The 24,703-nt window shown below is 74.6% G+C and carries 23 protein-coding genes, 1 pseudogene and 1 riboswitch; of the genes and pseudogenes, 12 read left to right on the forward strand and 12 right to left on the reverse strand.

All coding sequences use genetic code 11. The features are described 5' to 3' along the window. Positions 1 to 87: 87 nt before the first annotated feature. A complete protein-coding gene (locus tag DQ241_RS14545; protein ID WP_233492445.1) occupies positions 88 to 840 on the forward strand; it encodes a 1-acyl-sn-glycerol-3-phosphate acyltransferase in 753 nt (250 codons plus the stop codon). 18 nt (positions 841 to 858) lie between these two features. Here the strand turns inward: DQ241_RS14545 and DQ241_RS14550 are convergent, their stop codons facing one another. The 3 genes from DQ241_RS14550 to DQ241_RS14560 are packed head-to-tail and all read right to left on the reverse strand — an operon-like array spanning position 859 to position 3,915. Continuing rightward, positions 859 to 1,446, reverse strand: a complete 588-nt coding sequence (locus tag DQ241_RS14550) for a TetR/AcrR family transcriptional regulator (protein WP_113830919.1) — start codon at positions 1,444 to 1,446, stop codon at positions 859 to 861. Between the two features lie 4 nt (positions 1,447 to 1,450). Then, on the reverse strand, positions 1,451 to 2,395 hold the full coding sequence (locus DQ241_RS14555) for an alpha/beta fold hydrolase (protein ID WP_113830920.1): 945 nt from the start codon (positions 2,393 to 2,395) through the stop codon (positions 1,451 to 1,453). Further along, complete coding sequence (locus DQ241_RS14560; protein WP_113830921.1) at positions 2,392 to 3,915, reverse strand: NAD(P)/FAD-dependent oxidoreductase; 1,524 nt, start codon at positions 3,913 to 3,915, stop codon at positions 2,392 to 2,394. The genes DQ241_RS14555 and DQ241_RS14560 overlap by 4 nt, the downstream gene beginning before the upstream one ends. Before the next feature lie 134 nt (positions 3,916 to 4,049). Here DQ241_RS14560 and DQ241_RS14565 point away from each other — a divergent pair, with 134 nt between their 5' ends. Beyond that, complete coding sequence (locus DQ241_RS14565) at positions 4,050 to 4,952, forward strand: SDR family oxidoreductase (protein ID WP_113830922.1); 903 nt, start codon at positions 4,050 to 4,052, stop codon at positions 4,950 to 4,952. Between the two features lie 58 nt (positions 4,953 to 5,010). Here DQ241_RS14565 and glpK read toward each other — a convergent pair whose 3' ends face one another. Next, positions 5,011 to 6,486, reverse strand: coding sequence for a glycerol kinase GlpK (gene glpK, locus DQ241_RS14570; RefSeq protein WP_113830923.1), 1,476 nt, complete (start codon positions 6,484 to 6,486; stop codon positions 5,011 to 5,013). A gap of 50 nt (positions 6,487 to 6,536) precedes the next feature. Here glpK and DQ241_RS14575 point away from each other — a divergent pair, with 50 nt between their 5' ends. From DQ241_RS14575 to DQ241_RS14585, 3 genes are read left to right on the forward strand one after another with little or no spacing between them, the layout of a single operon-like run. Continuing rightward, a complete protein-coding gene (locus DQ241_RS14575) occupies positions 6,537 to 6,983 on the forward strand; it encodes a RidA family protein (protein ID WP_113830924.1) in 447 nt (148 codons plus the stop codon). Beyond that, positions 6,980 to 7,471 (forward strand): polyadenylate-specific 3'-exoribonuclease AS, encoded by a 492-nt coding sequence (locus tag DQ241_RS14580; protein ID WP_113830925.1) that lies wholly within the window; start codon positions 6,980 to 6,982, stop codon positions 7,469 to 7,471. The genes DQ241_RS14575 and DQ241_RS14580 overlap by 4 nt, the downstream gene beginning before the upstream one ends. Positions 7,472 to 7,509: 38 nt before the next feature. Then, positions 7,510 to 8,148, forward strand: a complete 639-nt coding sequence (locus tag DQ241_RS14585) for a GNAT family N-acetyltransferase (protein WP_113830926.1) — start codon at positions 7,510 to 7,512, stop codon at positions 8,146 to 8,148. On the opposite strand, the gene DQ241_RS14590 is transcribed toward DQ241_RS14585, so the two are convergent. Continuing rightward, positions 8,088 to 10,226 (reverse strand): methyl-accepting chemotaxis protein, encoded by a 2,139-nt coding sequence (locus DQ241_RS14590; protein ID WP_233492446.1) that lies wholly within the window; start codon positions 10,224 to 10,226, stop codon positions 8,088 to 8,090. The genes DQ241_RS14585 and DQ241_RS14590 overlap by 61 nt on opposite strands. A 130-nt stretch (positions 10,227 to 10,356) precedes the next feature. Here DQ241_RS14590 and DQ241_RS14595 point away from each other — a divergent pair, with 130 nt between their 5' ends. Genes DQ241_RS14595 through DQ241_RS14610 form a run of 4 tightly spaced genes read left to right on the forward strand, consistent with a single transcriptional unit; the run spans position 10,357 to position 14,333 of the window. Further along, on the forward strand, positions 10,357 to 10,863 hold the full coding sequence (locus DQ241_RS14595; RefSeq protein ID WP_113831187.1) for a DinB family protein: 507 nt from the start codon (positions 10,357 to 10,359) through the stop codon (positions 10,861 to 10,863). 57 nt (positions 10,864 to 10,920) lie between these two features. Then, positions 10,921 to 11,946 carry an ATP-dependent 6-phosphofructokinase gene (locus DQ241_RS14600; protein ID WP_113830927.1) on the forward strand — a complete coding sequence of 342 codons (1,026 nt, stop codon included), beginning with the start codon at positions 10,921 to 10,923 and terminating at the stop codon, positions 11,944 to 11,946. A gap of 46 nt (positions 11,947 to 11,992) precedes the next feature. Continuing rightward, a complete protein-coding gene (locus DQ241_RS14605) occupies positions 11,993 to 13,330 on the forward strand; it encodes a class II 3-deoxy-7-phosphoheptulonate synthase (protein ID WP_113830928.1) in 1,338 nt (445 codons plus the stop codon). After that, positions 13,323 to 14,333 (forward strand): low specificity L-threonine aldolase, encoded by a 1,011-nt coding sequence (locus DQ241_RS14610; RefSeq protein WP_113830929.1) that lies wholly within the window; start codon positions 13,323 to 13,325, stop codon positions 14,331 to 14,333. Before DQ241_RS14605 ends, DQ241_RS14610 begins: the two co-directional genes overlap by 8 nt. 80 nt (positions 14,334 to 14,413) lie before the next feature. Here DQ241_RS14610 and DQ241_RS14615 read toward each other — a convergent pair whose 3' ends face one another. The 4 genes from DQ241_RS14615 to DQ241_RS14630 form a co-directional block, all read right to left on the reverse strand. Beyond that, positions 14,414 to 15,295: a deoxyribonuclease IV gene (locus DQ241_RS14615; protein ID WP_233492447.1), complete on the reverse strand. Its 882-nt coding sequence runs from the start codon at positions 15,293 to 15,295 to the stop codon at positions 14,414 to 14,416. Between the two features lie 13 nt (positions 15,296 to 15,308). Further along, positions 15,309 to 17,282, reverse strand: a complete 1,974-nt coding sequence (pknB, locus tag DQ241_RS14620) for a Stk1 family PASTA domain-containing Ser/Thr kinase (RefSeq protein WP_113830931.1) — start codon at positions 17,280 to 17,282, stop codon at positions 15,309 to 15,311. Positions 17,283 to 17,395: 113 nt separating this feature from the next. After that, positions 17,396 to 18,856, reverse strand: coding sequence for a glycine hydroxymethyltransferase (locus DQ241_RS14625; RefSeq protein WP_113830932.1), 1,461 nt, complete (start codon positions 18,854 to 18,856; stop codon positions 17,396 to 17,398). Between the two features lie 32 nt (positions 18,857 to 18,888). Further along, positions 18,889 to 18,971: riboswitch (ZMP/ZTP riboswitch) on the reverse strand. Between the two features lie 4 nt (positions 18,972 to 18,975). Further along, positions 18,976 to 20,094, reverse strand: coding sequence for an alpha-hydroxy acid oxidase (locus DQ241_RS14630; RefSeq protein WP_113830933.1), 1,119 nt, complete (start codon positions 20,092 to 20,094; stop codon positions 18,976 to 18,978). A gap of 12 nt (positions 20,095 to 20,106) precedes the next feature. Here DQ241_RS14630 and DQ241_RS14635 point away from each other — a divergent pair, with 12 nt between their 5' ends. The 3 genes and pseudogenes from DQ241_RS14635 to DQ241_RS21125 form a co-directional block, all read left to right on the forward strand. Beyond that, positions 20,107 to 20,430, forward strand: a complete 324-nt coding sequence (locus DQ241_RS14635) for an Rv2175c family DNA-binding protein (RefSeq protein WP_113830934.1) — start codon at positions 20,107 to 20,109, stop codon at positions 20,428 to 20,430. 43 nt (positions 20,431 to 20,473) lie between these two features. Next, positions 20,474 to 20,818, forward strand: coding sequence for a lycopene cyclase domain-containing protein (locus tag DQ241_RS14640; protein WP_113830935.1), 345 nt, complete (start codon positions 20,474 to 20,476; stop codon positions 20,816 to 20,818). Positions 20,819 to 20,874: 56 nt separating this feature from the next. Continuing rightward, positions 20,875 to 21,024: pseudogene (locus DQ241_RS21125) on the forward strand (lycopene cyclase domain-containing protein); the annotation flags it as partial. Here the strand turns inward: DQ241_RS21125 and DQ241_RS14650 are convergent. Genes DQ241_RS14650 through DQ241_RS14660 form a run of 3 tightly spaced genes read right to left on the reverse strand, consistent with a single transcriptional unit; the run spans position 21,021 to position 24,596 of the window. Continuing rightward, the gene (locus DQ241_RS14650; protein WP_199584573.1) at positions 21,021 to 21,974 is read right to left on the reverse strand and encodes a phytoene/squalene synthase family protein; all 954 of its coding nucleotides are present in this window, start codon (positions 21,972 to 21,974) and stop codon (positions 21,021 to 21,023) included. The pseudogene DQ241_RS21125 and the gene DQ241_RS14650 sit on opposite strands and share 4 nt — an antisense overlap. Next, the gene (gene crtI, locus DQ241_RS14655) at positions 21,971 to 23,464 is read right to left on the reverse strand and encodes a phytoene desaturase family protein (protein WP_113830937.1); all 1,494 of its coding nucleotides are present in this window, start codon (positions 23,462 to 23,464) and stop codon (positions 21,971 to 21,973) included. The genes DQ241_RS14650 and crtI overlap by 4 nt, the downstream gene beginning before the upstream one ends. A 1-nt stretch (position 23,465) precedes the next feature. Further along, the gene (locus DQ241_RS14660) at positions 23,466 to 24,596 is read right to left on the reverse strand and encodes a polyprenyl synthetase family protein (RefSeq protein ID WP_199584575.1); all 1,131 of its coding nucleotides are present in this window, start codon (positions 24,594 to 24,596) and stop codon (positions 23,466 to 23,468) included. Between the last annotated feature and the right edge of the window lie 107 nt (positions 24,597 to 24,703).

Consider the following 24,703-nt stretch of genomic DNA (forward strand, 5'->3'; position numbering starts at 1 on the left):
ACGGGTGGAAAAGTGATCCCTCGCACGGGGACGGCCGATTGTCCTCCAGGCGCAGGGCTCCCTAGTCTGGCAGCTCACGAGGGAGGCGTGTTGTTCTACTGGTTCCTCAAGTTCGTCGCGGTCGGGCCGGTCGCGAAGCTGGTCTTCCGCCCACGCGCCGAGGGCACCGAGAACGTCCCCGCGGCCGGTGCGGCCATCCTGGCGAGCAACCACCTGTCCGCCGCCGACTGGGTCTTCATGCCCCTGTCGATCAAGCGCCGCGTCACCTTCCTCGCCAAGCAGGAGTACTTCACCGGCACCGGCATCAAGGGCTGGGGCCAGCGGGTCTTCTTCGCCGGCAGCGGCCAGGTGCCGATCGACCGCACCAGCGCCTCGGCGGCCGAGGACGCCATCCAGACCGGCCTGCGCGTGCTGCGCGGGGGCAACCTGCTCGGCATCTACCCCGAGGGCACCCGCTCGCCCGACGGCCGGCTCTACCGCGGCAAGATCGGCGTGGCCCGGATGGCCCTGGAGACCGGCGTGCCGGTGGTCCCGGTGGCCATGTGCTACTCCACCCGGAAGCTGCCGTTCGGCAAGAAGCTCATGCGGGTCAAGGTCGTCTTCGGCCGTCCGCTGGACTTCACCCGCTACGAGGGGCTGGCCGGCGACCGCTTCGTCGAGCGCTCGGTCACCGACGAGATCATGTACGAGATCATGACGCTGTCGGGCCAGGAGTACGTCGACGTCTACGGGGCCTCGGTGAAGAAGGCGCAGGCCACGGGGGGCAGCGACGCCGTCGCCACCCTGCAGCCCCCGGCCGCGGAGGCCGGCGACCGCGCCCCGACGTCCCTGGCCGGCTGACGGCCGGCCCGCCCCGGATCAGCGTGCGACGAGCCGGTCGAGGACGTCGCGGAGCAGGGCGAGCAGCTCGGGGCGGGTCATCGTCGGCTCGTCCGCCCAGGAGCCGACCAGGTCCTCGGTGAACGCGAACCAGGCCAGCACCAGCTGGCGGTGCCGGGCGTCGTCGGGCAGGCCGAGCGCCGCCAGCGCCACCTCGACCAGGCGGCCGCGGGTCTCCTCGTAGACCTCCGACACCCACGGGTCGCCACCGGCGGCGCCGCGCACGAAGGCGAGGTGGCTCTCCCGGAAGGTCTCCACCCAGCCGACGTAGCGGTCGAGCATGCCGGTCACCTGCTCCTCCGGCGGGGTGCCCGGGGCGGGCATGAGGTGCTCCCACAGGAGGTCCGCGGCGGCCCGGGTGACGGCGGTGTAGTACTCGCGCTTGTTCGCGAAGTAGTGGAACAGCAGGCTGCGGCTGATCCCCGCCCGCCGCGCCACCTCGTCGATCGTCAGCTCCTGCACCGGCGTGGTGGGCAGGAGCTCGAGCCCGATCTGCACCAGCTGGGCCCGCCGGTCACCGGCGGTGCGGCGCAACCGGGGGTGCGGTGGGGAGGGGGACCCCGTCATCGGCTCACGCGGCGGCCCGGTCGGCGGCGGCCTCCCCGACCAGCCGGGTCAGGGCGGCGACGGCGAGCTCGGCCCGCTCCTGCGGCAGCATGTGGCCGGTCCGCTCGACGACGGCGAGGCGCGCGCCGGGCAGCTGCTCGGCCAGCTGCCGGCTGTGCCGCTCGGGCGTGAGCTTGTCGCTGTCGCCGACGAGGATCTCCACCGGCACCTCGCGCAGCGCGCTCAGCTCCTCCCGCTTGTCGTGCTCGCCGAGCGCCGGGTAGAAGGCGGCGAAGGCGCGCACCGTCGTGGCGTGCATGATCTCGGCCCCGGTCAGCACCATCTCGTCGGTCGCGTCGGCGCCGTAGAGCAGGTCCCGGACGATCTTCTGGTGGCGCCGCGACGACGGCGGCAGGGCCTGGCGGATCCCCTCGAGCACCCGGGCGGCGCCGATGGCGGCGGTGACCGTGCCGGGGGCGAGCCTGAGCTGCAGCCGCTCGAGCAGGGTCTCGCCGCGGGGGGCGAGGTCGCCGGCGGAGGTGGCGACCAGCGCGGTCCCGCGCACGCGGTCGCCGAACAGCTCCGGCCGGGCCGCGGCCAGGCACATGATGGTCATGCCGCCCATCGAGTGCCCGCCGAGGACGACCGGGCCGGTGGGGGCGACGTGGTCGAGCAGCTCGCCGAGGTCGGCGCCCAGCTGGTCGATGGACAGCTCGGCGACGTCGTCGGCGTAGCGGCCCCAGGTGGACCGGCCGTGCCCGCGCTGGTCGTACCGGACCAGCCGCAGCTCGCCGGCCGCGACGTGGGGTCGCAGCAGCAGGGCGACGTCGTCCCACGCCGCCTGCGACAGCGTCCAGCCGTGCGCGAGCGCCAGCGTGACCGGGGCGTCGTCGTGCCCCTCGACGGTGGCGTGCAGCTGCGCGCCGTCGGGGAGGGGCACCGCGGCGGTGTGCTTCCGGATCGTGGTCATGCCGCCACCTCCGAGGTGCGGGCCGGGGCGCCGACGTAGTTCTCGCGGTCCAGGGTGCGGGTGAGCCTGCGGAACCGGAAGGTGAAGTCGGGCCACAGCGTGGTGTTGTGCCCGTGCCGGTCCAGGTACCAGCTGGCGCAGCCGCCGGCCAGCCACACGGTGCCCTTCGACTTCCGGGCGATCAGCTCGCGGTAGGCCTGCTGCGCCGCCGGCGTCGTCTCCAGGGTCTCCAGGCCCTCGGCCGCCATCGCCTGCAGCGCGCTGTCCACGTAGGCCACCTGCGACTCGATCATGTAGACCATCGAGGTGTGCCCGACGCCGACGTTGGGCCCGACCAGCAGGAAGAGGTTCGGGAAGCCGGCGACCGTGCTGCCGCGGTTGGTCACCATGCCGTCGTCCCAGACCTGGGCCAGGGACCGGCCGTCCCGCCCGCAGATCTTCTCGGCGATCGGCAGGTCGGTCACGTGGAAGCCGGTGGCCAGCACGATGGTGCCGGTCGGCCGCTCGATGCCGTCGCGGTCGACGATGGAGCGGGCCCGGACCTCGGCGATGCCCGCCGTCACCAGCTCGGCGTTGGGTGCGGCGACCGCGGGGAAGTAGTCGTTGCTGATCAGGATGCGCTTGCAGCCGATCGTGTAGTCCGGGGTGAGCCCCTTGCGGAGCTTGGGATCGCGCACCTGGCGGTGCAGGTGCGCCCGGGCCAGCTTGCCCACCGGGCGGAGGAAGAGCCGGTTCTTGGCCATCCCGAGCACCAGGAACTCGCGCACGAGGTAGAGCAGGCCGCGGATCGCCTTCTGCAGCCCCGGCACGGCGCGGTAGAGGCGCTGCCGCCAGCGGGGGACCGGGCGGTCGGTGCGCGGCACCACCCAGGCCGGCGTGCGCTGGTACACGGCCAGGCTGCCGACGACGGGCTGGATCGCCGGCACCACCTGGATGGCCGAGGCGCCGGTGCCGATCACCGCGACCGCCTCACCGGTGAGGTCGTGGTCGTGGTCCCAGCGGGCCGAGTGCATGACCGTGCCCTCGAAGCCGTCCAGCCCGGGGATGTCGGGGTAGGTCGGGTCGGCCAGGGCGCCGGCGGCGGAGACGAGCACCTGGGCGCGGAACGTGCCGGCGGTGGTGCGCACCTGCCAGCGGCGGGCGGCGTCGTCCCACCGGGCGTCGAGGACGTCGGCGCCGAAGACGCAGTGCCGCCGGACGTCGAAGCGGTCGGCCACACCCCGCAGGTAGGCCTGGATCTCGGGCTGCCCCGAGTAGGAGCGCGGCCACTCCGGGTTGGGCGCGAAGGAGAACGAGTAGAGGTTGGACTGCACGTCGCAGGCCGCGCCCGGGTAGGTGTTGTCGCGCCACGTGCCGCCGACGTCGGCCGCGCGCTCGAGCAGCACGAAGTCCTGCTCGCCCCGCTCCCGGAGCGCCACGGCCATGCCGATGCCGGCGAACCCGGAGCCGATGATCGCGATCTTCACCTCGCGCACGGCGCCGGGGGGAGGCGCGAGCTGGGTCTCGAGCGTGCTGGTCACCTGGACGAACTCCTCGTCGACGGACGGTCCGCGGGATTGCTCCTCGGCTTGCTGAGCAACGCTCAACAAGCTACAACGGCTGTTGAGCAGTGCTCAATTCGAGCGCGGAGAACCCCGATCCCAGGGAGCGCCCCATGGCCCGTCGTCCCCGCACGTCCCGGACCGGGCAGTCGGTCCTCATCACCGGCGCCGCCCGCGGCATCGGCGCCGCGCTGGCCCGCAAGGTGGCCGCCCGCGGCGCGCGCGTGGCCCTCGTCGGCCTCGAGCCGGAGGAGCTGGCCCGGGTCGCCGACGAGCTGGGCCCCGAGCACCTGTGGGTGGAGGCCGACGTCACCGACCCGGAGGCGCTGGAGGCCGCCGTCCAGCGGACGGTCGACACCTTCGGCGGGCTGGACGCCGTCGTCGCCAACGCCGGCATCGCGCCGCTGACCACGGTGATGACCTCGTCGGCGCACGCGCTGGCCCGCACCATCGAGGTCAACCTGATCGGGACGATGCTCACCGCCCACGCGGCGCTGCCGCACATCGCCGAGCGCCGCGGGCACGTGCTGCTGATCAGCTCGGCGGCGGCGTTCACGGTGCTGCCCGGCATGAGCGCCTACTGCGCGTCGAAGGCGGGCGTGGAGCGCTTCGGCGACGCGCTGCGCCTCGAGGTGGCCCACCGCGGGGTCACCGTCGCCAGCGCCCACCCGACCTGGATCGACACCGACATGGTGCGCGACACCGAGGCGGCGCTCCCGACGTTCAAGCAGACCCGCGCCCAGCTGCCGGGTCCGCTGGGCGCCTACACCTCGGTCGAGGCGTGCGCCGAGGCGCTGGTGGACAACCTGGAGACCCGCCGGCGCCGGGTGTTCATGCCCCGCTCGGTGGGCACCGTGGCGGCGCTGCGCCAGCTGGTCACGGGTGTGCTCGCGGAGAAGGTGGCGATGCGGGTCTCGGCCGCGCGCGTGCCGCAGCTGGAGCGCGACATCGCCGCGCTGCAGGGCCGCGAGTTCGGCCCCAACTCCGTCGGCGGCCGCGCCAAGGGCGCCGCCTGACCAGCTTTCGGTACCGAAAGCCGGGAACCCACGCTCAGCTTTCGGTACCGAAAGCTGGTCAGCGGGTCCAGCGGCCGGCGCGGCCGACGGCGTCCTGCCAGCGGTCGTGCCGGCCGTCGTCCCGCCGGCCCGCGACCGGCTCGAACCGGCGGTCCAGCGACCAGGTGTCGGCCAGCTCGTCGGTGGACGACCACACGCCGGTGCCCAGGCCGGCGAGGAACGCCGCGCCCAGCGCCGTGGTCTCGGTGACCACCGGCCGGCGCACCGGCACGCCGAGCTGGTCGGCCTGCAGCTGGAGCAGCAGGTCGTTGGCGCTGGCGCCGCCGTCCGCGGAGAGCTCCGGCACGGAGAGCCCCGCCTCGCTGACCATGATGTCGACGACGTCGCGCACCTCGAACGCGATCGCCTCGAGCGTGGCCCGCGCGATGTGCGCCCGGGTCGTGCCGCGGGTGATGCCGACGATGGCGCCGCGGGCGTGCGGGTCCCAGTGCGGTGCGCCCATGCCGGTGAGCGCGGGGACGAAGACGACGTCGCCGGAATCGGGCACCGTGCGGGCCAGCCCCTCGATCTCGGCGGCCGAGTCGATCAGCCCCAGCCCGTCGCGCAGCCACTGCACCGCCGCGCCGGTCACGAAGATCGCGCCCTCGAGCGCGTAGACCAGCCCGTCGCCCAGGTCCCAGGCCACCGTGGTGAGCAGCCCGGCGTCGGAGCGCACCGGCGTGGGCCCGGTGTTGGTGAGGACGAACGAGCCGGTCCCGTAGGTGCACTTGGACATGCCGGGGGAGAAGCAGGCCTGCCCGAACAGCGCGGCCTGCTGGTCGCCGGCCAGCCCGGCGACCGGCAGCGACAGGCCGAGGAAGGAGTCGGGGTCGGTGGTGCCGACGACGCCGGAGTTGGGGACCAGCTCGGGCAGCGCCGAGCGGGGGACGTTGAACAGCTCGCAGAGCTCGTCGCTCCAGCCGCCCTTCTCGAGGTCGTAGAGCAGCGTGCGGCTGGCGTTGCTCGGGTCGGTGACGTGCGCGGCGCCGCCGGTGAGCCGGGTGACGACGTAGGAGTCGACGGTGCCCAGGGCCAGCGAGCCGTCGTGCACGCCGGCCCACAGGCGCGGTTCGTGCTCGGCCAGCCAGGCGTACTTGGTCCCGGTGAAGTACGGGTCCAGCCGCAGGCCGGTCAGCTGCGACACCCGGTCCTCGACGCCGTCGGCGCGCAGCCGGTCGCAGATCCCGGTGGTGCGCCGGTCCTGCCACACGATCGCCGGCCGCGGGGCGTGCAGCGTGCGCCGGTCCCACACGACCGCGGTCTCGCGCTGGTCGGTGATCCCGACGCAGGTCGGCTGCGCGTCGGTGCCGGCCAGCGCCTCGCGGCAGGCGGCCACCGTCGCCGTCCAGATGTCGTCGGGCTCGTGCTCCACCCAGCCGGGGCGGGGGAACAGCTGCGCGAACTCGCGGTAACCGCGGGAGAGGACGCCGCCGTCCTCGCCGACGACCAGCGCGGTCACCCCGGTCGTCCCTGCATCGATCGCGAGCACCGGCATGGCCCGAACCTAGCGGGCGGCGCGCGCCGGCGTGACCCATCATCGGGCGCGTGACCACAGGCATCGAGCTCGTCCACCCGCCGACGCTGAGCAGCGCGCCGTACGCGTACGCGGCGGTCACCGATCCGGGGCGCATGGTGTTCACCGCCGGCGCCTGCCCGCTGGACGCCGACGGGCGGACCGTGGCGGTCGGCGACGTCGCCGGCCAGGCCCGCCAGGTGATGGCCAACCTGACCACCGCGCTGGAGGGCGCGGGGGCCGGGCTGGGCGACGTCCTCAAGACCACGGTGTACGTGGCGACGACCGAGCGCGCCGACCTGGTGGCGGCGTGGGACGTCGTCCGCGCGGCCTTCGGCGACCACGACGCCCCGAGCACCCTGGTCGGGGTCACGGTCCTCGGCCACCCCGACCAGCTGGTCGAGGTGGAGGCCGTGGCCGTGCGGGACAGCTGGCAGGAGCCGGCCCCGCCGCACGACGGCTCTACCGTGTCCGCGTGAGCGCCCGCCGGTTCTTCTACGACACCGAGTTCATCGAGGACGGCACGACCATCGACCTCGTCTCCATCGGCGTCGTGGACGAGCAGGGCCGCGAGTTCTACGCGGTGAGCACCGAGTTCGACGAGCGCAAGGCGATCCCGTGGGTGCGCCGCAACGTGCTCGACCAGCTGCCGCCTCCGGCGGACCGGGCGTGGCGCAGCCGGGAGCGGATCCGCGAGGACCTGCTGGCCTTCCTCACCGGACCGGGGGAGGAGATCGAGCTCTGGGCCTGGTTCGCCGCCTACGACCACGTGGCGCTGGCCCAGCTGTGGGGCGCGATGCCGGCGCTTCCGCGGCCCATCCCGCGGTTCACCCGCGAGCTGCGGCAGCGGTGGGACGACCTCGGGCAGCCGCCGCTGCCGCCGAAGCCGTCCGGCACGCACGACGCACTCGTCGACGCCCGCTACAACCTGGAGCGCTGGAAGGTCATGGAGGCAGCGCGCGGCTGACCCTTGGCGCCGCGCGCACCCTGGGCCAGCCTGGCCGGGTGACCGAGCTGACCGCCGTCGAGGCGCGGACCCTGCTGGCCCGGGCCTTCGCCGACGACCCGCTGATGGTCTGGTTCTTCCCGGACGAGGAGTCGCGCCCGCACTGCTGCGCGGCGCTGTTCGGCCTGTTCGCCGAGCACTACCTGGCCGGCGGCCGGGTCGACGTCGTCCGCAGGGAGCGGCCGCTGGCGGTGGCGATGTGGCAGTGGCCGGAGCCCGCGGACGACGACGACGGGGCCGACGAGCTGCCGTCGATCGGCGGGCTCATGACCGCGCTGATGGGCCCCGAGCGCGCGGCCCGGGTCGGCGGTGCGCTGCGGGGCGTCGGTGAGCGGCGGCCGGACGCCCCGCACGCCTACCTGCACCTGCTCGGCGTGCACCCGGACGCGCAGGGCCAGGGGCTGGGCGGCCGGCTGCTCGACCAGGGGATCGCCGCGGCGAGCGCCGACGGGCTGGTCGCCTGCCTGGACACGATGAACCCCGCCAACGTCCCCTTCTACGAGGCGCACGGCCTGGCGGTGCGCTCCGAGTGGGTGCTGCCGGACGGCGGCCCCACCGTGTGGAGCATGGCCACCGGTCAGACGGTGAACGCCCCCAGCAGCCGGTTGAGCTCCCGGGAGAGCGCGTCCAGCTCCTGAGCCGCGGCGCGGGCCCGCTCGACGTCGCTCGCGCTGCCCTCGGCGTCCTGGCTGACCGTGGTGAGCGTCGTCGTCACCGTGCCGGCCCCGTCGGCCGCGGCGGCGACGCTGCGGCTGAGCTCGCCGGTGGTGGCGGTCTGCTCCTCGACGGCGCTGGCGATCGTGGTCTGGTGGTCGTTGATCGAGCGGACCACGTCGGCGATCCGGGAGATGGAGCGCACCGCCTCGGTCGTCTCGGCCTGGATGCCCTGCACCCGCTGGGCGATCTCCTCGCTGGCCTTGGCCGTCTCCTGGGCGAGGTCCTTGACCTCGTTGGCGACGACGGCGAAGCCCTTGCCCGCGTCCCCGGCGCGGGCGGCCTCGATGGTCGCGTTGAGCGCCAGCAGGTTGGTCTGCTCGGCCACCCCTGCGATCACCTTGACCACGTCGCCGATCTCGGCGGAGCTGGCCCCCAGGGCGGCGATGGTCTGCTCGGTCTGCTCGGCGAGGGCGGCGGCCTGCCGGCCGACCTCGGCCGCCTCGCTCGCGCTGCGGGAGATCTCACCGATGGAGGCGCCCATCTCCGACGCGCCGGCGGCGGCCGCCGACACGCTGCTGCTGATCTCCGCGGCGACCTGGTGCGCGCCCTGCGCCTGGTCGCGGCTGCGCGTGGCCCGCTGGGCGAGCCCGTCGGCGACGGTCGAGACGCCGGCCGCGGAGGAGGCCACCTGCTGCGCGCAGCGGCCGATGTCGCGCACGGTGCCGGCCACCTTGTCGACGAACCGGTTGAAGGCGGCGGACAGCTGGCCGACCTCGTCGGAGCGGTCCTCGTCCATGCGCTGGGTCAGGTCGCCCTCGCCGTCGGCGATCTCGGCCATGCGGTCGCGCAGGTGCTCCAGCGGGGCGGTGAGCCGCCGGCCGATCCACAGCGCGACGGCGCCGCCGACCAGCGCGATGGCCACGCCCGCGACGAGCAGCGCCATGAGCATCGACGAGCGGCCGGCCCCGAGGTTGTCCACGGGGCCCGAGAAGTCGCCGTCCCGGGCGACCGTGGCGATGACCCAGTCCCACGGGGCGTAGTAGGTCAGCCGCGCCGTCGTCGGCCCGGCGTCGGGGTCGACGTAGCGGACGGTGGCCTGCTCGCCGTCCTCCAGCGCGACGGCGGTCTCCACCATCCGCTGCACGTACGGGGTGCCCTCGGCGTCGGTGGCCTCGACCAGGTTCTCGCCGTCGCGCACGCCGTCCGGGCTGATCAGCACCGTGCCGGCGCGGTCGGCGGTGCCGCCGTAGACCTCGACGTAGCCGTTGTCGCCCACGGTGGTGCCGTTGAGGCTCTCCCGCAGGGCGGGCAGGGCCTCCTGCTTGACGCCGACGTAGAGCACACCGACGACGTCGCCGGCCGGGCCGGTGATCGGCGCGTAGGCCGAGACGAGCCAGGAGTCGACGACGAAGGCGTTGCCCCGGTAGGTCTGGCCGCTCATCACCGTCTGCACCACGGGGCTCGACGAGGGGATGTAGGTGCCGATCGCGCGGGCGCCGGAGGCGGCGACCACGTTGGTGGCCACGCGCAGGAAGTCGCCCGTCTCCGTCTTCTGGAAGATGGTCACGGTGGCGCCGGTCATCGACTTGATCGTGTCGACCACGGGCGTCGGGACGGCGACGTCGGCGTTCTTCCCCAGCCACTGGCCGCCGACGAGCACCCGGGGCAGCTGCACCGGGGTGACCTCGCCCGAGACCTGGTTCTTGGCGTCCCAGGGCACCAGCCCGGCCTTCGGGTCGGCGATGGAGAAGCCGCCGGCCTGGGCGAGCACGTACTGGGCGGTGGCCAGGTCGGAGTCCACCTTCGCCGCCGTGGAGGCGCCCTGGGTGGCGACGACGTCGTGCACGCCGTCCGCGGTGCGGGAGATGTCCTCGTCGACCAGCGCGCCGACGTCGACCTTGGCGTCGTCGGCGAACCGGCCGCTCTGCCAGGCGCTCACGCCGCCCATCGCGACGCCGGTGACGGCGACGCTGGCGACCGCGAGGGCCACGACCTTGGTCCTGATGCCCCAGCCCGAGGGGGCCGCCCAGGTCGGCAGCGTCGGGGGGTGAAGCGGCACGAGGGTCCTCCGGTGGTCGGTGCGGCGGCCGTTCCACCGCCGTCGTCCCCGGGGTTCTCGGCAGCCCGGCGCGGAACCGGAACGGGAAAGGACCTCCGTGACCGGATCGTCATCCGGCACGATCCGCACCGTGACGACGACGCGGACCGACGTCCCCCGCACCGGCGGTGAGCGGGAGCTGCTGCGCGCCTACCTCGACTTCCACCGCGAGACCCTGGCCGGGAAGTGCGCCGGCCTCGGTGACGAGGAGCTCCGCCGGGCGGCCGCGCCGCCGTCGTCGCTGTCCCTGCTCGGGCTGGTGCGGCACATGGCCGAGGTGGAGCGCTCCTGGTTCCGCCGGGTCGTGGACGGTCAGGACGTCCCGCTGGTCTGGTCGCCGGGCGGCGACTTCCAGGCCGCCTTCGACGTGGCCGGGGCCTCGGTGGCCGAGGCCCGCGCCGCGTGGGAGGCCGAGATCGGGCACGCGCGGCGCATCGAGCGGGCCGCGGCGTCGCTGGAGGTGACCGGCGTGGACCGCCGTTCCGGCGAGGAGTACTCGCTGCGCCGGGTGCTCGTCCACGTGATCCAGGAGTACGCCCGCCACAACGGGCACGCCGATCTCATCCGCGAGCGGATCGACGGCGCCACGGGGGTCTGACCTGCGGCATCATGGCGGCGACCACCCGTCCGCGGGACCGTCCTCCCGGAGGCACCCATGCGCATCGGCATCCTGACCGGAGGGGGCGACTGCCCCGGTCTCAACGCGGTGATCCGGGCCGTGGTGCGCAAGGGGCTCGGCGAGCACGGCGACGAGGTCGTCGGCTTCCGGGACGGCTGGCGGGGGCTGCTGGAGGACGACGCGGTGCCCCTGGACCTCGCCTCGGTCCGGGGGATCCTGCCGCGCGGCGGCACCGTGCTGGGCACCTCGCGCACCAACCCCTACGGCGTGGACGGCGGGCCGGAGCGGGTGCTGGAGACGCTGCAGCGGCACCGCATCGACGCGCTCGTCCCGATCGGCGGCGAGGACACCCTCGGCGTGGCCGCCCGGCTGGGGGAGGCCGGCGTACGCGTGGTCGGGGTGCCCAAGACGATCGACAACGACCTCAACGGCACCGACTACACGTTCGGCTTCGACACCGCGGTCGGCGTGGCCATGGAGGCCGTCGACCGGCTGCACACCACGGGCGACAGCCACCACCGGACCCTGGTGGTCGAGGTCATGGGCCGGCACGCCGGCTGGATAGCGCTGCACGCCGGCATGGCCGGTGGGGCCACCGTGATCCTCGTCCCCGAGAACCCGTTCGACGTCGACGCCGTGGTGGAGCACTGCCGGCACCGGTTCGCGTCGGGCTTCTCGCCGATCGTGGTGGTCTCCGAGGGGGCCGCGCCCAAGCAGGGCGCGCTGACGACCTCCACCGGCCAGCTCGACGCCTTCGGGCACGTACGGCTGGGTGGGATCGGGGCCGCGCTGGCCGCTCTCATCGAGGAGCGGACCGGCCGGGAGGCGCGCGCGGTGGTGCTCGGCCACCTGCAGCGTGGCGGCACGCCGTCCCAGTTCGACCGCGTGCTGGCGACGCGGTTCGGGCTGGCCGCGGTCGACGCCGTCCACGACGGGCAGTCCGGCGTCATGGTCGCGCTGCGCGGCACCGACATCGTGCGGGTGCCGCTCGCCGAGGCGACGGCGCAGCTCAAGCTGGTGCCGGTCGAGCGCTACGCCGAGGCCGAGGTGTTCTTCGGATGAGACGCGTCCCGCGGGCTAGGAAAGGGCGCGCCGTACCCTGGACCGTGTGAGCCTTCCCGATCCTGCTGCGCTGGTGCCCGGTCTGGACCGGTGGCGGGAGCTGCCCGCCGCCCAGCAGCCGCGGTGGCCCGACCGCGCCGCCCTCGACGCCGTCCTGGGGACGCTGTCGACCGTGCCGCCCATCGTGGCGCCGTCCGAGGTCGACACGCTGCGCGCCCAGCTCGCCGAGGTCGCGCAGGGGAAGGCCTTCCTGCTGCAGGGCGGTGACTGCGCGGAGACCTTCGACCTCAACACCGAGCCGCACCTGCAGGCCACCACGCGGACGCTGCTGCAGATGGCCGTCGTCCTCACCTACGGGGCCAGCGTCCCGGTCGTGAAGGTCGGCCGGGTGGCCGGCCAGTACGCCAAGCCGCGCTCGTCGGACACCGACGCCCTCGGTCTGCCCTCCTACCGCGGCGACATGGTCAACGACCTCGAGCCGGTGCTGGAGAAGCGGATCCCCGACCCGTACCGGCTGGTGCGCGCATACGCCAACTCCGCCGCGGCGATGAACATGATCCGGGCCTACGCCCGGGGCGGCCTCGCCGACCTGCACGCCGTGCACAACTGGAACCAGGACTTCGTGGCCAGCTCGCCGGCCGGCGTGCGCTACGAGGTCATCGCCCGCGAGATCGACCGCGCGCTGGCGTTCATGAAGGCCTGCGGCATCGACTCCGACGCGCTGCGCGGCGTCGAGCTGTACAACTCGCACGAGGCGCTGATCCTCGACTACGAGCGCGCCCTGCTGCGGGTGCACGAGGGCCGCCCGTACGCCCTGAGCGCGCACTTCGTCTGGGTGGGGGAGCGGACCCGGCAGATGGACGGCGCGCACATCGAGTTCGCCTCGAAGCTGGCCAACCCGGTGGGTGTGAAGATCGGGCCGACGACGACGCCGGAGCAGGCCACCGAGCTGGTCGAGCGGCTGGACCCCGACGGCATCCCCGGCAAGCTCACCCTGATCAGCCGGATGGGCAACGGCAAGATCCGCGACGTCCTCCCGGCGATCGTGGAGAAGGTGACCGCCAGCGGGCACCAGGTCGTGTGGCAGTGCGACCCGATGCACGGCAACACCCACGAGTCGTCCACCGGCTACAAGACTCGGCACTTCGACCGCGTCGTCGACGAGGTGCTCGGCTTCTTCGACGTGCACCGGGCGCTGGGCACCTGGCCCGGTGGCATCCACGTCGAGCTCACCGGCGAGGACGTCACCGAGTGCCTCGGCGGCGCCATGGAGATCAGCGACGAGGACCTCAACAGCCGCTACGAGACGGCCTGCGACCCGCGGCTGAACACCGGGCAGTCGCTGGAGCTGGCGTTCCTCGTCGCGGAGATGCTCCGTGGCTGAGCACGTCGACCTGCGGTCGGACACCGTCACCCGGCCCACCGACGGCATGCGCAAGGTCATGGCCGACGCCGAGGTGGGCGACGACGTGTACGCCGAGGACCCCACGGTCACCGCGCTCGAGGAGCGGACGGCGGAGCTCTTCGGCCACGAGGCGGCGCTCTTCGTGCCCTCGGGGACCATGGGCAACCAGATCGGGATGCGGCTGGTCGCCGAGCCCGGCCAGGAGGTGCTCTGCGACGCCGACGCGCACGTGGTCACCTACGAGATGGGTGCCGCGGCGGCGATCTTCGGCCTGTCCACCCGCACCGTCGTCTCCGACCGTGGTCTGCTCGACGCCGACGCGCTGATCGCGCAGGTGCGGCCGCAGGGCGACCCGTACCTGACGCCGACCGCCGCGGTGGCCGTGGAGAACACGCACAACCGCGGCTTCGGCCGGGTCCAGCCGCTGGCCGAGCTGGAGCGGCTGTGGGAGTGGTCGCGCGGCGCCGGCGTCGCCGTCCACCTCGACGGCGCGCGCATCTGGAACGCGCACGCCGCGTCGGGCGTGCCGCTCGACACCTACGGCCGCCTCGCCGACACCGCGTCCGTCTGCTTCTCCAAGGGTCTCGGGACGCCGGTCGGGTCGGTGCTGGTCGCCTCGGCCGAGCGGATCGCCCGCGCCCGGATCTGGCGCAAGCGGCTCGGCGGCGGGATGCGGCAGGTCGGCGTGCTGGCCGCCGCGTGCCTGTACGCGCTGGACCACCACCTGCCGCGGCTGGGGGAGGACCACGAGCACGCCCGGCTGCTGGCCGAGCGGCTCGGGGTGGACCCTGCGTCGGTGGAGACCAACATGGTCGTCCTCGACGGCGTCAACGCGCCCGTGCTCGCGGAGGCCGCCAAGGCGCAGGGCGTGCTCGTGTCGCAGGTCAGCCCCACCCGCATCCGCCTGGTGACGCACCTGGACGTCGACCGAGCGGGGATCGAGCGCGCCGCCGCCGTCCTCACGGAGCTCCTCGCCCGCTGACGCCGGCCGAGTGCGACGAACTCGTGGCGATCAGCCGCTGATGGCCACGAGTTCGTCGCACTCGACGTCGGGTCGGGCGGTCAGTCGCCGATCAGCGAGTTGAGCAGCTTGATGTCGGCGGCGTGCCCGCCGCACGGGTCGCCGTCCTTCTCGCTCGGGGTCTCCACGACGACGGCGATGCCGTCCATCGACGGGTGGGCCAGCAGCTCGGCGAACGGCGCGACCCCGATCGAGCCCTCGCCGATGGTCGTGTGCCGGTCGCGCTTGGAGCCGCAGCCGTCCAGCGAGTCGTTGGCGTGCACCAGCCCCAGCCGGCCAGGACCCACGGTGGCCCCCAGCAGGTCCAGCGTGGCGGTCATCCCGCCGGGCGTCGCCAGGTCGTGCCCGGCGGCCCAGATGTGGCAGGTGTCGAAGCAGACGCCGAGCAGCGGGTGGTCCTCCAGCGCGGCGAAGTAGGGGCCGAGCTCCTCGACGGTCGCGGCCAGCGCCTTGCCCCCGCCCGCGGTCGGCTCGATCAGCAGCCGGGGCCCGTCCGGGTCGGCGGCCTCCAGCACCGGCAGCAGCTGCTCGTGCAGCTGGCGCAGCGCGGCCTCGTAGCGGTCCTCGCCGACGGCGGAGCCCGCGTGGACGACGACGCCGTCGCAGCCCAGCTGGGCGCCGCGCGCGAGGTTGTGCCCGATCGCGGCGATCGACTGCTCGACGGTCGCCTCGGTCGGCGAGCCGACGTTCACCAGGAACGGCGTGTGGATGAACGACGGGATGCCGCGCTCGGTGCACCCGGCGGTGAACAGGGCGTCCTGCTTCGGGTCGCCGGGGGTGAGCTTCCAGCCGCGCGGGTTGCCGACGAAGACCTGGACCGCGAGGGCGCCGACGGCGTCGGTGTAGGGGAGGCCGCCCTTGGCCAGGCCGCCCTTGATCTGGATGTGCGCGCCGATGGGCGGCACACGCCGGGGTGTGCTCACGAGAGAGGAGTGCCTATCCGAAGGTGAGGAGGATGGTGACCTTGGTGCCCTGCTCGACCGACTCGCCGGCCTTGACGCTCTGCCGGAAGACCCGGTCGCCGAAGAACTTCGTCGCCTCGACCTGCAGGCCGGCGGCCTGGAGCGCGGCGGTGGCCTCGGCCTCGCTCATGCCGACGACGTCGGGCACGGTCACCATCGGCACGCCCTCGGAGACCTGGATCGTCACCGTGCTCCGGTAGGGAGCTGCCGCGCCGGGCGCCGGGTCGACGGCCATGACCTCGCCCTTGTCGACGTCGGCGCTGCGGCCGTCCGCCGCCCGCTCGACGGTGAAGCCGAGGGCTTCCAGGTTGGCCGTGGCCTGCTCCGGGGTCTGCCCGCGGACGTCGGGCACCGCCACCGGCGCGTGGCCCTTGCTGACGTTGACGGTGACCACCTGGTCGCGCTTGAGCTCGGTGCCCGCGGGCGGGTCGAACCCGGCCACCAGGCCGGCGTCGATCTCGTCGTCGTAGACCTCGGCGAGCTGGATCTGCACCGGCAGGCTGTCGGTGAGCTCCGCCTCGACCTCGGCGACCGGCCGGCCGACGAGGTCGGGGGAGACCTCGTAGCGCTCGGGGCCCTTGGAGACGACGACGGTCACGTCGGTGCCGCGGATGGCCTCGCGACCGGCCCCGGGGTCGGTGGAGATGACGGCCCCGGCGGCCACCGTCTCGCTCCACTCCTCGACCGGCTTCGGGTCCAGCCCGGCGTCCTGCAGCAGGTCGACGGCGGCCTCGCGGGACTTGCCCTCCAGCGCCGGGACGTCGGTCCACCGGCCGCTGCCGAACCACCAGCCGATGGCGCCCACCGTGACCACCATGAGCAGCACGACGGCGACGGCCAGCCGCGCGCGACGGCGGCGCACGTGCTGCGGCACGCCGGGGCGCACGGGGGGACGGCGCCCGCCGACGTTGGTCGTCGGGCCGGCGCCCGGGGCGGGGAGCATGCTCGTGCGCTTGCTGGCACCCATGACGGCCGTGCCCGGCGCGCTGGGGTGCCGGTCGTGCGGGCGCGGCCGGGTGGGGCGGTTGGTCGGGCGCAGCGTGCCCGGGCCGGCGGTGCTGCGGCCGGTGGGCACGGGCACCGGCTCGATGCCCAGCTCCTTGCGCAGCGCGGCGAGCTCGGCGAGGAACGCCCCGGCGTCGATCGGGCGGCCACCGGGGTCACGCCGCGTGCTGCGGGCGACCAGCTCGTCGACCTGCCACGGCAGCCCGGGGACCTCCTCGGACGGCGCCGGGACGTCGTTGTGCACGTGCTGGTAGGCGACCGCGAGAGGGGTGTCGCCGCCGTAGGGCGGGTGCCCGGTGAGCATCTCGAACAGCACGATCCCGGCCGCGTAGATGTCGCTGCGCGCGTCGGCCTTGCCGCGCTCGAGCTGCTCCGGGGAGAGGTAGGCGACGGTGCCGATGAGCACCCCGCCGGTCTGGCTGGCCTGGGCGGTGCCGTTGCCGACGACGGCGCGGGCCAGGCCGAAGTCGGCCACCTTCACCACGCCGTCGACCCCGATGAGCACGTTCTCGGGCTTGATGTCGCGGTGCACGATGCCGGCGCGGTGCGCGGCGGTGAGCCCGGCCAGCACCGGCTCGAGCACGGCGAAGGCCTCGGCGACCGTGAGCCGGCCGCGGGCGGTCAGCAGGTCGCGCAGCGTCCGGCCGCGGACCAGCTCCATCACCAGGAAGACCAGGCCCTGGTCGCTGCCCTGGTCGCTGACGTTGACGACGTTCGGGTGGCTGAGCATCGCCGCGGCCCGCGCCTCGCGGGTGAACCGGTCGACGAACGTGGGGTCGTGGGCCAGGTGCTCGGCCATGACCTTGACCGCCACCGTCCGGTGCAGCCGGAGGTCGGTGGCCGAGTAGACGGTGGACATGCCGCCGCGCGCCACCCGCTCCTCGAGGCGGTAGCGCCCCTCGAGAACGAGGCCGACCACGGGGTCGGTCACGGCGGTGTCCACCTGGCCGAGTGTAGGAGCGCCGACGGGCGCCCGGGTCCAACGACGCGGTCCAGGGGGCGGCCGGGACCGGTGGTGCGGGTGAAAAGCACCTCAGTCCCGGCCGCCGGGGGCCCTCAGGCCAGGTCCAGCCCCGGGTACAGCGGGTGGGCGGCGAGCAGCTCGGCGGTCGCCGCGCGGGTGCGCTCGGCCAGCCCGTCGGCCAGCACGTACTTCGCCTGCGAGACGCCGCCGTCGCGGGTCGCGGTGGGGGTGGCGCCGGACAGGACGTCGACGATGAGCTCCGCCGTCCGGTCGAACTCGGCGGCACCGAAGCCGCGGCTGGTCAGCGCCGGGGTGCCCAGCCGGATGCCGGAGGTGTACCAGGCGCCGTTCGGGTCGGCCGGGATGGCGTTGCGGTTGGTGACGATGCCGGCGTCCAGCAGCGCCGACTCCGCCTGCCGGCCGGTGAGGCCGAAGCCGGTGACGTCGACCAGCACCAGGTGGTTGTCGGTGCCGCCGGTGACCAGCCGGGCGCCGCGACCGGTCAGGCCCTCGGCGAGGCTCTGCGCGTTGTCGGCCACCTGCTGGGCGTAACCGGCGAACTCGGGGCGGCGGGCCTCGGCGAAGGCGACGGCCTTGGCGGCCATGACGTGGGGGAGCGGGCCGCCCAGGACCATCGGGCAGCCGCGGTCGACGGCGTCGGCGAACTCCGGCTGGGCCAGCACGAAGCCGCCGCGCGGGCCGCGCAGCGACTTGTGGCTGGTGCTGGTGACGACGTGCGCGTGCGGCACCGGGTCGAAGTCGCCGGTGAGCACCTTGCCCGCGACCAGGCCGGCGAAGTGCGCCATGTCGACGACGAGCGTGGCGCCCACCTCGTCGGCGATCTCGCGCATGGTCGCGAAGTTCACCCGCCGCGGGTAGGCGGAGTAGCCGGCCATGAGGATCAGCGGCTTGAACTCCCGCGCCCGGGCGCGGACGGCGTCGTAGTCGAGCAGGCCGGTCGCCGGGTCGGTGCCGTAGGAGGACTGCTCGAACATCTTGCCGCTGATGTTGGGGCGGAACCCGTGGGTCAGGTGGCCGCCGGCGTCCAGCGACATGCCGAGCATCCGCTGGTCGCCGAGAGCCCGGCGGAGGGTGGCCCAGTCGGCGTCGGTGAGGTCGTTGACGTGCCGCACACCGGCCGCGGCGAGCGCGGGCGCCTCCACCCGCTGGGCGAGGACGGCCCAGAAGGCGACCAGGTTGGCGTCGATGCCCGAGTGCGGCTGGACGTAGGCGTAGGGGGCGCCGAACAGCTCGCGGGCGTGCTCGGCGGCCAGCGCCTCGACGGTGTCCACGTTCTGGCAGCCGGCGTAGAAGCGGTGGCCGACGGTGCCCTCGGCGTACTTGTCGCTGAACCAGTTGCCCATGGTCAGCAGCACCGCGGGGCTGGCGTAGTTCTCGCTGGCGATCAGCTTCAGCGACTCGCGCTGGTCGGTCAGCTCCTGGCTGATCGCGGCGGCGACCCGGGGCTCGACGGCGCCGATGACCTCCAGCGCGCTGCGGTAGGCGGTCGAGGCCGTGGCGGCGTCGAAGGACGTGGAGGGCGCAACGGTCATGAGGGTCTCCTGCGGGGGCCGGCGTCGACAGCGGTGGGCGCCCAGGCGCGCGGCAGCGGTGCAGGGCCGCTCCCCGGTGGGTGCCCACCTCTTCGCGCCAGTCACGGCCCGGTTCGATGCTAGCCGCCGCCTCCGGCGCGGGCGGGGGCCACCGTGTCGCGGGGCACCTCGCGCACCGAGGCCAGCCCGCACAGCGCCATCGTGTGGGCCAGCTCCGCGGTCAGCCCGTCGAGCACCGCGGTGACGCCGGCCTGTCCCGCGGCGGCCAGCCCCCAGATGACCGGCCGGCCGAGGAACACCGCCCGGGCGCCGAGGGCGAGCGCGGTGAGGACGTCGGACCCGGCGCGCAGCCCGCCGTCGGCGTAGACCTCCACCTCGTCACCGACGGCGGCGACCACCTCCGGCAGGGCGGCGGCGCTGGGGACCACCGGATCGGCCTGCCGGCCGCCGTGCGTCGACACCCAGACCGCCGCGGCGCCCGCCTGGACGCACCGGACGGCGTCGTCGCCGCGCAGCACGCCCTTGACGACGACGGGCAGGCCGGAGATCTCGCCGAACCGGGCGACGTCGTCGAAGGTCCACGTCGCCGTCTCCAGGGAACGCAGCCCGGGGCGCTCGCCGTCGTCGGCCGGTGGGTGGTTGGCCATGCGGAGGTCGGCGGGCAGCGCGAAGTCGTGCCGCAGGTCGCGCAGGCGGCGGCCCAGCAGCGGCAGGTCGACGGTCATGACCAGCGCCCGGTAGCCCGCGTCGCCGGCCCGGCGGGCGAGGTCCTCGGTGTGCGCGGTCGAGTGCAGCCGGTACAGCTGGAACCAGGCCGGCCCCTCGGTGGCCGCCCGGACCTCCTCGAGCGCGTGCGTCGCGCTGGTGGACACCGTCATCAGCGCACCGGCCGCGGCGGCGCCGCGGGCCGTGGCCAGCTCGCCCTCCGGCGTGGCCATCGCCTGGTAGGCCCAGGGGGCGACGCCGATCGGCGTGCGCACCTCGCTGCCCAGCAGGCTGGTGCCGAGCTCGACGGTCGACACCCCGCGCAGCACCCGGGGGCGCAGCCGCCACCCGCGCCAGGCGCCGGTCGCCTCGCGCAGCGTCGTCGCCAGCTCGGCGCCCCCGGCGTAGTAGTCGTAGACGTCGGCGGGCAACCGCTCCCGGGCGCGGGCCTCGAGCCGGTCGAGGTCGAGGAGGGGCGGCTCCTGACCCAGGTCGTCGGGGGTCGGGCTGGAGAGCGGTCCGGCGGTCGCCATAGGCTCGACCCTATGGAGACGCTGACGCCCGCGGAGGTCGCCGACGCCCTGGGGGTCTCCCCGAACCGGGTCCGGCAGCTGATCCGCGACGGCAAGCTGATGGCCGTACCCGGCAGCGGCAACGCGAAGATCCCGGCCGACTTCATCCAGGAGGGCGCGGTGCTCAAGCACCTGCCCGGCCTGCTGACGGTGCTGCGCGACGGCGGGTTCTCCGAGCAGGAGACCTTCGACTGGCTGTTCCGCGAGGACGAGTCGCTGCCCGGGACGCCGGTGCAGGCGCTGCGCGACGACCGGCACACCGAGGTGACCCGCCGGGCCCAGGCCTCGGCGTTCTGACCCCGGTGCATCCGTCCCCGGCGCGCAGGGGGAAGGACGTGCCGTGGAGCAGCTGACCTACCTCGGCCTGCTGGTCGGCTGCCTCGTGGTGACCGCGCCGCTGGAGCTGGTCCTGCGGGTGCGCGTGTACGCCCGCTGGCGCCGGCTGCTCGTGGCGGTGCTGCCCGAGTTCACCGTCTTCGTCGTCTGGGTGCTCCACGCGATCGCGCAGGGGCACTGGGACTACTCGGCGGTGCGGACCCTCGACGTCCGGCTGCCCGGCGGCATCCCGGTCGAGGAGGTGCTCTTCTTCCTCGTCGTCCCGCTGTGCTCGGTGCTGGCGCTGGAGGCGGTGCGGAAGGTGACCGGCTGGGACGCCGGCTACCCGCGCGAGGAGGCGGACGCGTGAGCTACTCCGCCCTGGCCGTGACCGCCGTCGTCGCCGTCCTCGTGGTCGACCTGGTGGTGTACCGCACCCGGATGGTGACCCGGCCGGTGTTCTGGGTGGCCTACGCGATCATCGTGAGCTTCCAGCTGCTGATGAACGGCGTGCTGACCGGCCTGGACGTCGTCGTCTACGACGAGCGGGCGATCTGGGGCCCGCGGATCGCCTACGCGCCGGTGGAGGACCTGCTCTTCGGCTTCGCCATGGTCACGCTCACCCTGGCCAGCTGGGCGGCGGTCAACCGGCGGGCGAACACGGCCAGGCGGCGCGGCTTGGACACCGACACCCGGCGGTCGAGCACCCGGTAATCCGCGCGCTCGATCTCGCGCAGGATGCCGCCGTACAGGTCGGTGGCCGCCCGCACGCAGTCGCGGGACTCCGGCGCCAGCATCGGGGTGCCGGGCGCGGCGTCGTCGTACCGGCGGCGGACGACCGCCACCATCTCCCGCATCAGCTCGCGGAAGTTCGCGTCGAACCGCTTGGCCTCGAGCTGCCCGCGGGTCACCCCGTGCGCGGCCATGAGGTCCTCGGGCAGGTACACCCGGCCGCGGTCGACGTCCTCCCCGACGTCACGGAGGAAGTTGGTGAGCTGGAACGCCTCGCCGAGCGCGATCGCGTGCGGCGCGGCCTCCTCCCGGGTGACGCCGGGCGCCGTGCCGAGCACCGGCAGCACCTGCAGGCCGATGACCGAGGCGGAGCCCCACATGTACCGGTCCAGCGCGTCGAAGTCGGGGTAGGAGTCGACCTCGAGGTCGCTGGTCATGGCGGCGAGGAAGTCGACCAGGTGCTCGAGCGGGATGTCGTAGCGCCGGTAGGTGTGCACCAGCGCCAGCCGGACCGGGTCGTCCGACCAGCCGGCCTCCAGCTCCTCGAGCAGCGCCTTCGACCAGGTCATGAGGTCGCCGGCGGGGTCCGCGCCGGGGTGGTCGACGAAGTCGTCGGCGACGCGGGCGGCGGCGTAGAGCGCGTGCACCGCGGGCCGGCGGTCGGGTGTGAGCAGCCGGGTGGCGAGGTGGTAGCTCTTGCCGTGCTCGGCGGCGATGGCGGCGCAGTGCCGGTAGGCCGCGGTGAGCTGCTCCTGGCGCGCGGCCTGCGTGCCGGGCGGCCGCAGGAGGCTCACCGGCCCACCGGCCCGGTGATCCGCTCGGCGGCCAGCCGGCCGCTGATCAGCACCATGGGCACGCCGACGCCCGGCTGCACGGACGAGCCGGCCAGCACGACGTTCTCCGGCCCGCGGCGGGGCAGCGTCGAGGGGCGGAACGGCCCGGTCTGGCCGAAGGTGTGCGCCAGCGCGAACGGGGTGCCGGCCGCCATGCCCTGCTGGGCCCAGGTGAGCGGGGTGTCGAGGTGCTCGACCTCGACGGCGTCGGAGATCCCGGTCCAGCCGCGCTGCTCGAGCGTGGCCAGCAGCTCGTCGCGGTAGCGCGGGGCGAGTGCCGTCCAGTCGAGATCGGGGTTGCCGCCGCTGCGCCGGTCGAGGTTCGGCGTCGGCGCCACGACGCTGACCACCTGGCCGCCCTCGGGGGCCAGGGAGCGGTCGGTCCGCGACGGCATGCTGATCAGCAGGCTCGGGTCGGTCATCGGCCGGCCCTCGCGGGTGAGCTCGTCGAACACGCCCCGCCACGACTCCCCGAAGCTGATCGTGTGGTGCGCCTGCCCGGGCAGCTCGTCCCGCACGCCGACGTGCAGCGCCACGCAGGACGGCGACCAGACCGGCCGGCGCGGTCCGCGGAGCCCCGGCACCAGCTGCCACGGCTGGTCCGCGGTGACGACGACGGCGTCGGCCGGCAGCCGCTCGCCGTCGTCGAGCAGCACGGCGGTGACCCGGTCGCCGGCCGTCTCCAGCTCGCGCACCGCCGTCCCGTACCGGAGGGCGACGCCGGCGTCGGACGCCGCGGCGGCCAGCGCGCGGGGGACGGCGCCGATGCCGCCCACCGGGTGCCAGACGCCGGCGCCGATGTCGAGCTGGGCGATGACCGCGTAGGCCGCGATCGCCCGGAACGGCGAGACGCCGGCGTAGAGCGCCTGGAAGCTGAACAGCCGGCGCAGCCGGTCGTCCGCGAAGTACCTGCCGACGTGCGAGGAGAGCCGGCCGAACCCGCCGCGGCGGGCCAGCTGCACCAGCTCGGGTCCGAGCAGGTCGAGCGGGGAGTCGAGGTTGCGGTCGATGAACGTGGCCAGCTGCAGCCGGTACAGCTCGGCCAGGTCGGCGAGGTAGCGGCGCAGGCTGTCGGCCTCGGCCGGGCCGCAGAGCGCCGCGACCTCGGCGGCGAAGGCCTCGGGGTCGGCGTGCACGTCGAGGTGCGTGCCGTCGGCGTACTGCGCCCGGTAGCTGGTCTCCAGCGGGAGCAGCTCCAGCCGGTCGTCGAGCTTCTCGCCGACGGCGGCGAGGGTGTCGGCCAGGACCTCGGGAGCGGTGAACACCGAGGGCCCGGTGTCCAGCGCGTAGCCGCGCTCCTCGATCCGGCCGGCGCGGCCGCCGGGACCGGGGCCCCGCTCGACCACGGTGACCTCGCGGCCCGCGCCGCGCAGCCGCAGCGCGGTGGCCAGCCCGGCCAGCCCCGCGCCGACGACGACGACGCGGTCGGTGCGCCCGGGGACGGTTCGCACGTCAGGCGGTGCGGGTGGTCGCGGCGACGGCCAGCGCGTCGAGCGCGGCGCGGGCGTCCTCGGCCAGGGGGGCCTCGGCGATCGCGGTGCGCGCGCGCTCGGTGCTCTCGGCGATCCGCTGCTCGACGCGGGCCCGGGCCCCGGTGCTCTCGATCAGCCCGCGCAGCGCCCCGAACTCGTCGGGACCGGCGGCGGGGTTGCCGAGCGCGCCGGCGAGCAGCCGTCGGCCGGCGTCGTCCGCGGCCTCCTCGGCCAGGGCGATGAGCAGCGTCTGCTTGCCCTCGCGCAGGTCGTCGTCGGCGGACTTGCCGGTGACGGCGGGGTCGCCGAACACCCCCAGGACGTCGTCGCGCAGCTGGAACGCCTCGCCCAGCGGCAGACCGATCGCCGTCGTGGCCTCGACCACCCGGGGGCCGGCGCCGGCCAGCGCGACGCCGAGCTGGAGCGGCCGCTGCACGGTGTAGCCGGCGCTCTTGTAGCGGGCCACCCGCAGCGCGCCGTCGGGACCGGGCAGCCCGCCGGCGGCGCGCAGCAGGTCCAGGTACTGGCCGGCGGTGACCTCGGTGCGCATGGTGTCCCACACGGCGCGGGCCCGGCTCAGCGCGTTCTCCGAGATGCCGGAGCAGCGCAGCAGCTCGTCGGACCACACGAGGGCCAGGTCGCCGACGAGGATCGCCGCGCCGGTGCCGAACAGCTCTCCGTCGCCGGTGAGGGCGTCGGCGGCGTGCCGGGCGGCGAAGCCGACGTGCGTGGAGGGCCGGCCGCGGCGGGTGCCGGCGCCGTCCATGACGTCGTCGTGCACCAGCGCGCTGGCGTGCACGAACTCCAGCGCGGCCACCGCCCGCAGCACCGCGGCGTCGTCCTCGGCGGCGCCGGGGCCGAGGTCGCGGGCGCCGCGCCAGCCCCAGTAGGCGAAGGAGGGCCGCAGCCGCTTGCCCCCGGAGGCCAGGGCGGCGACCTCGTCGACGATCGGGACCAGCCCGGCGTCCATCCCGGCCAGCGTGGTGCGCTGGCGGTCGAGGAACTCGGTGAGCGCCTCCGAGACGGCGGCGCGCAGGCGGTCCAGCTCGGCGGCGGCCAGCGAGGGCGCCGGGCGTGCGGCGGACTCGGTCTGCTGCGTCCCGGTGGTCACCCGGTCAGTATCGCCCGATCCGATCGCGCGCGACGACGGCCAGGTCGTGCCGGCGTTCCCGTTCATCTGCTCCTCCGCTGGTCGGGTGGTCCGCTGCGACTCCTTCC

Origin of the sequence: Blastococcus sp. TF02A-30 (assembly GCF_003319185.1) — a bacterium.
Classification (GTDB): Bacteria; Actinomycetota; Actinomycetes; order Mycobacteriales; family Geodermatophilaceae; genus Blastococcus.

Coding starts and splice junctions, on each gene's coding strand:
- DQ241_RS14550 (WP_113830919.1), bottom strand. CDS start 1,446: ATGACGGGGTCCCCCTCCCCACCGCACCCCCGGTTGCGCCGCACCGCC.
- DQ241_RS14555 (WP_113830920.1), bottom strand. CDS start 2,395: ATGACCACGATCCGGAAGCACACCGCCGCGGTGCCCCTCCCCGACGGC.
- DQ241_RS14565 (WP_113830922.1), top strand. CDS start 4,050: ATGGCCCGTCGTCCCCGCACGTCCCGGACCGGGCAGTCGGTCCTCATC.
- glpK (WP_113830923.1), bottom strand. CDS start 6,486: ATGCCGGTGCTCGCGATCGATGCAGGGACGACCGGGGTGACCGCGCTG.
- DQ241_RS14600 (WP_113830927.1), top strand. CDS start 10,921: ATGCGCATCGGCATCCTGACCGGAGGGGGCGACTGCCCCGGTCTCAAC.
- DQ241_RS14625 (WP_113830932.1), bottom strand. CDS start 18,856: ATGACCGTTGCGCCCTCCACGTCCTTCGACGCCGCCACGGCCTCGACC.
- DQ241_RS14630 (WP_113830933.1), bottom strand. CDS start 20,094: ATGGCGACCGCCGGACCGCTCTCCAGCCCGACCCCCGACGACCTGGGT.
- DQ241_RS14635 (WP_113830934.1), top strand. CDS start 20,107: ATGGAGACGCTGACGCCCGCGGAGGTCGCCGACGCCCTGGGGGTCTCC.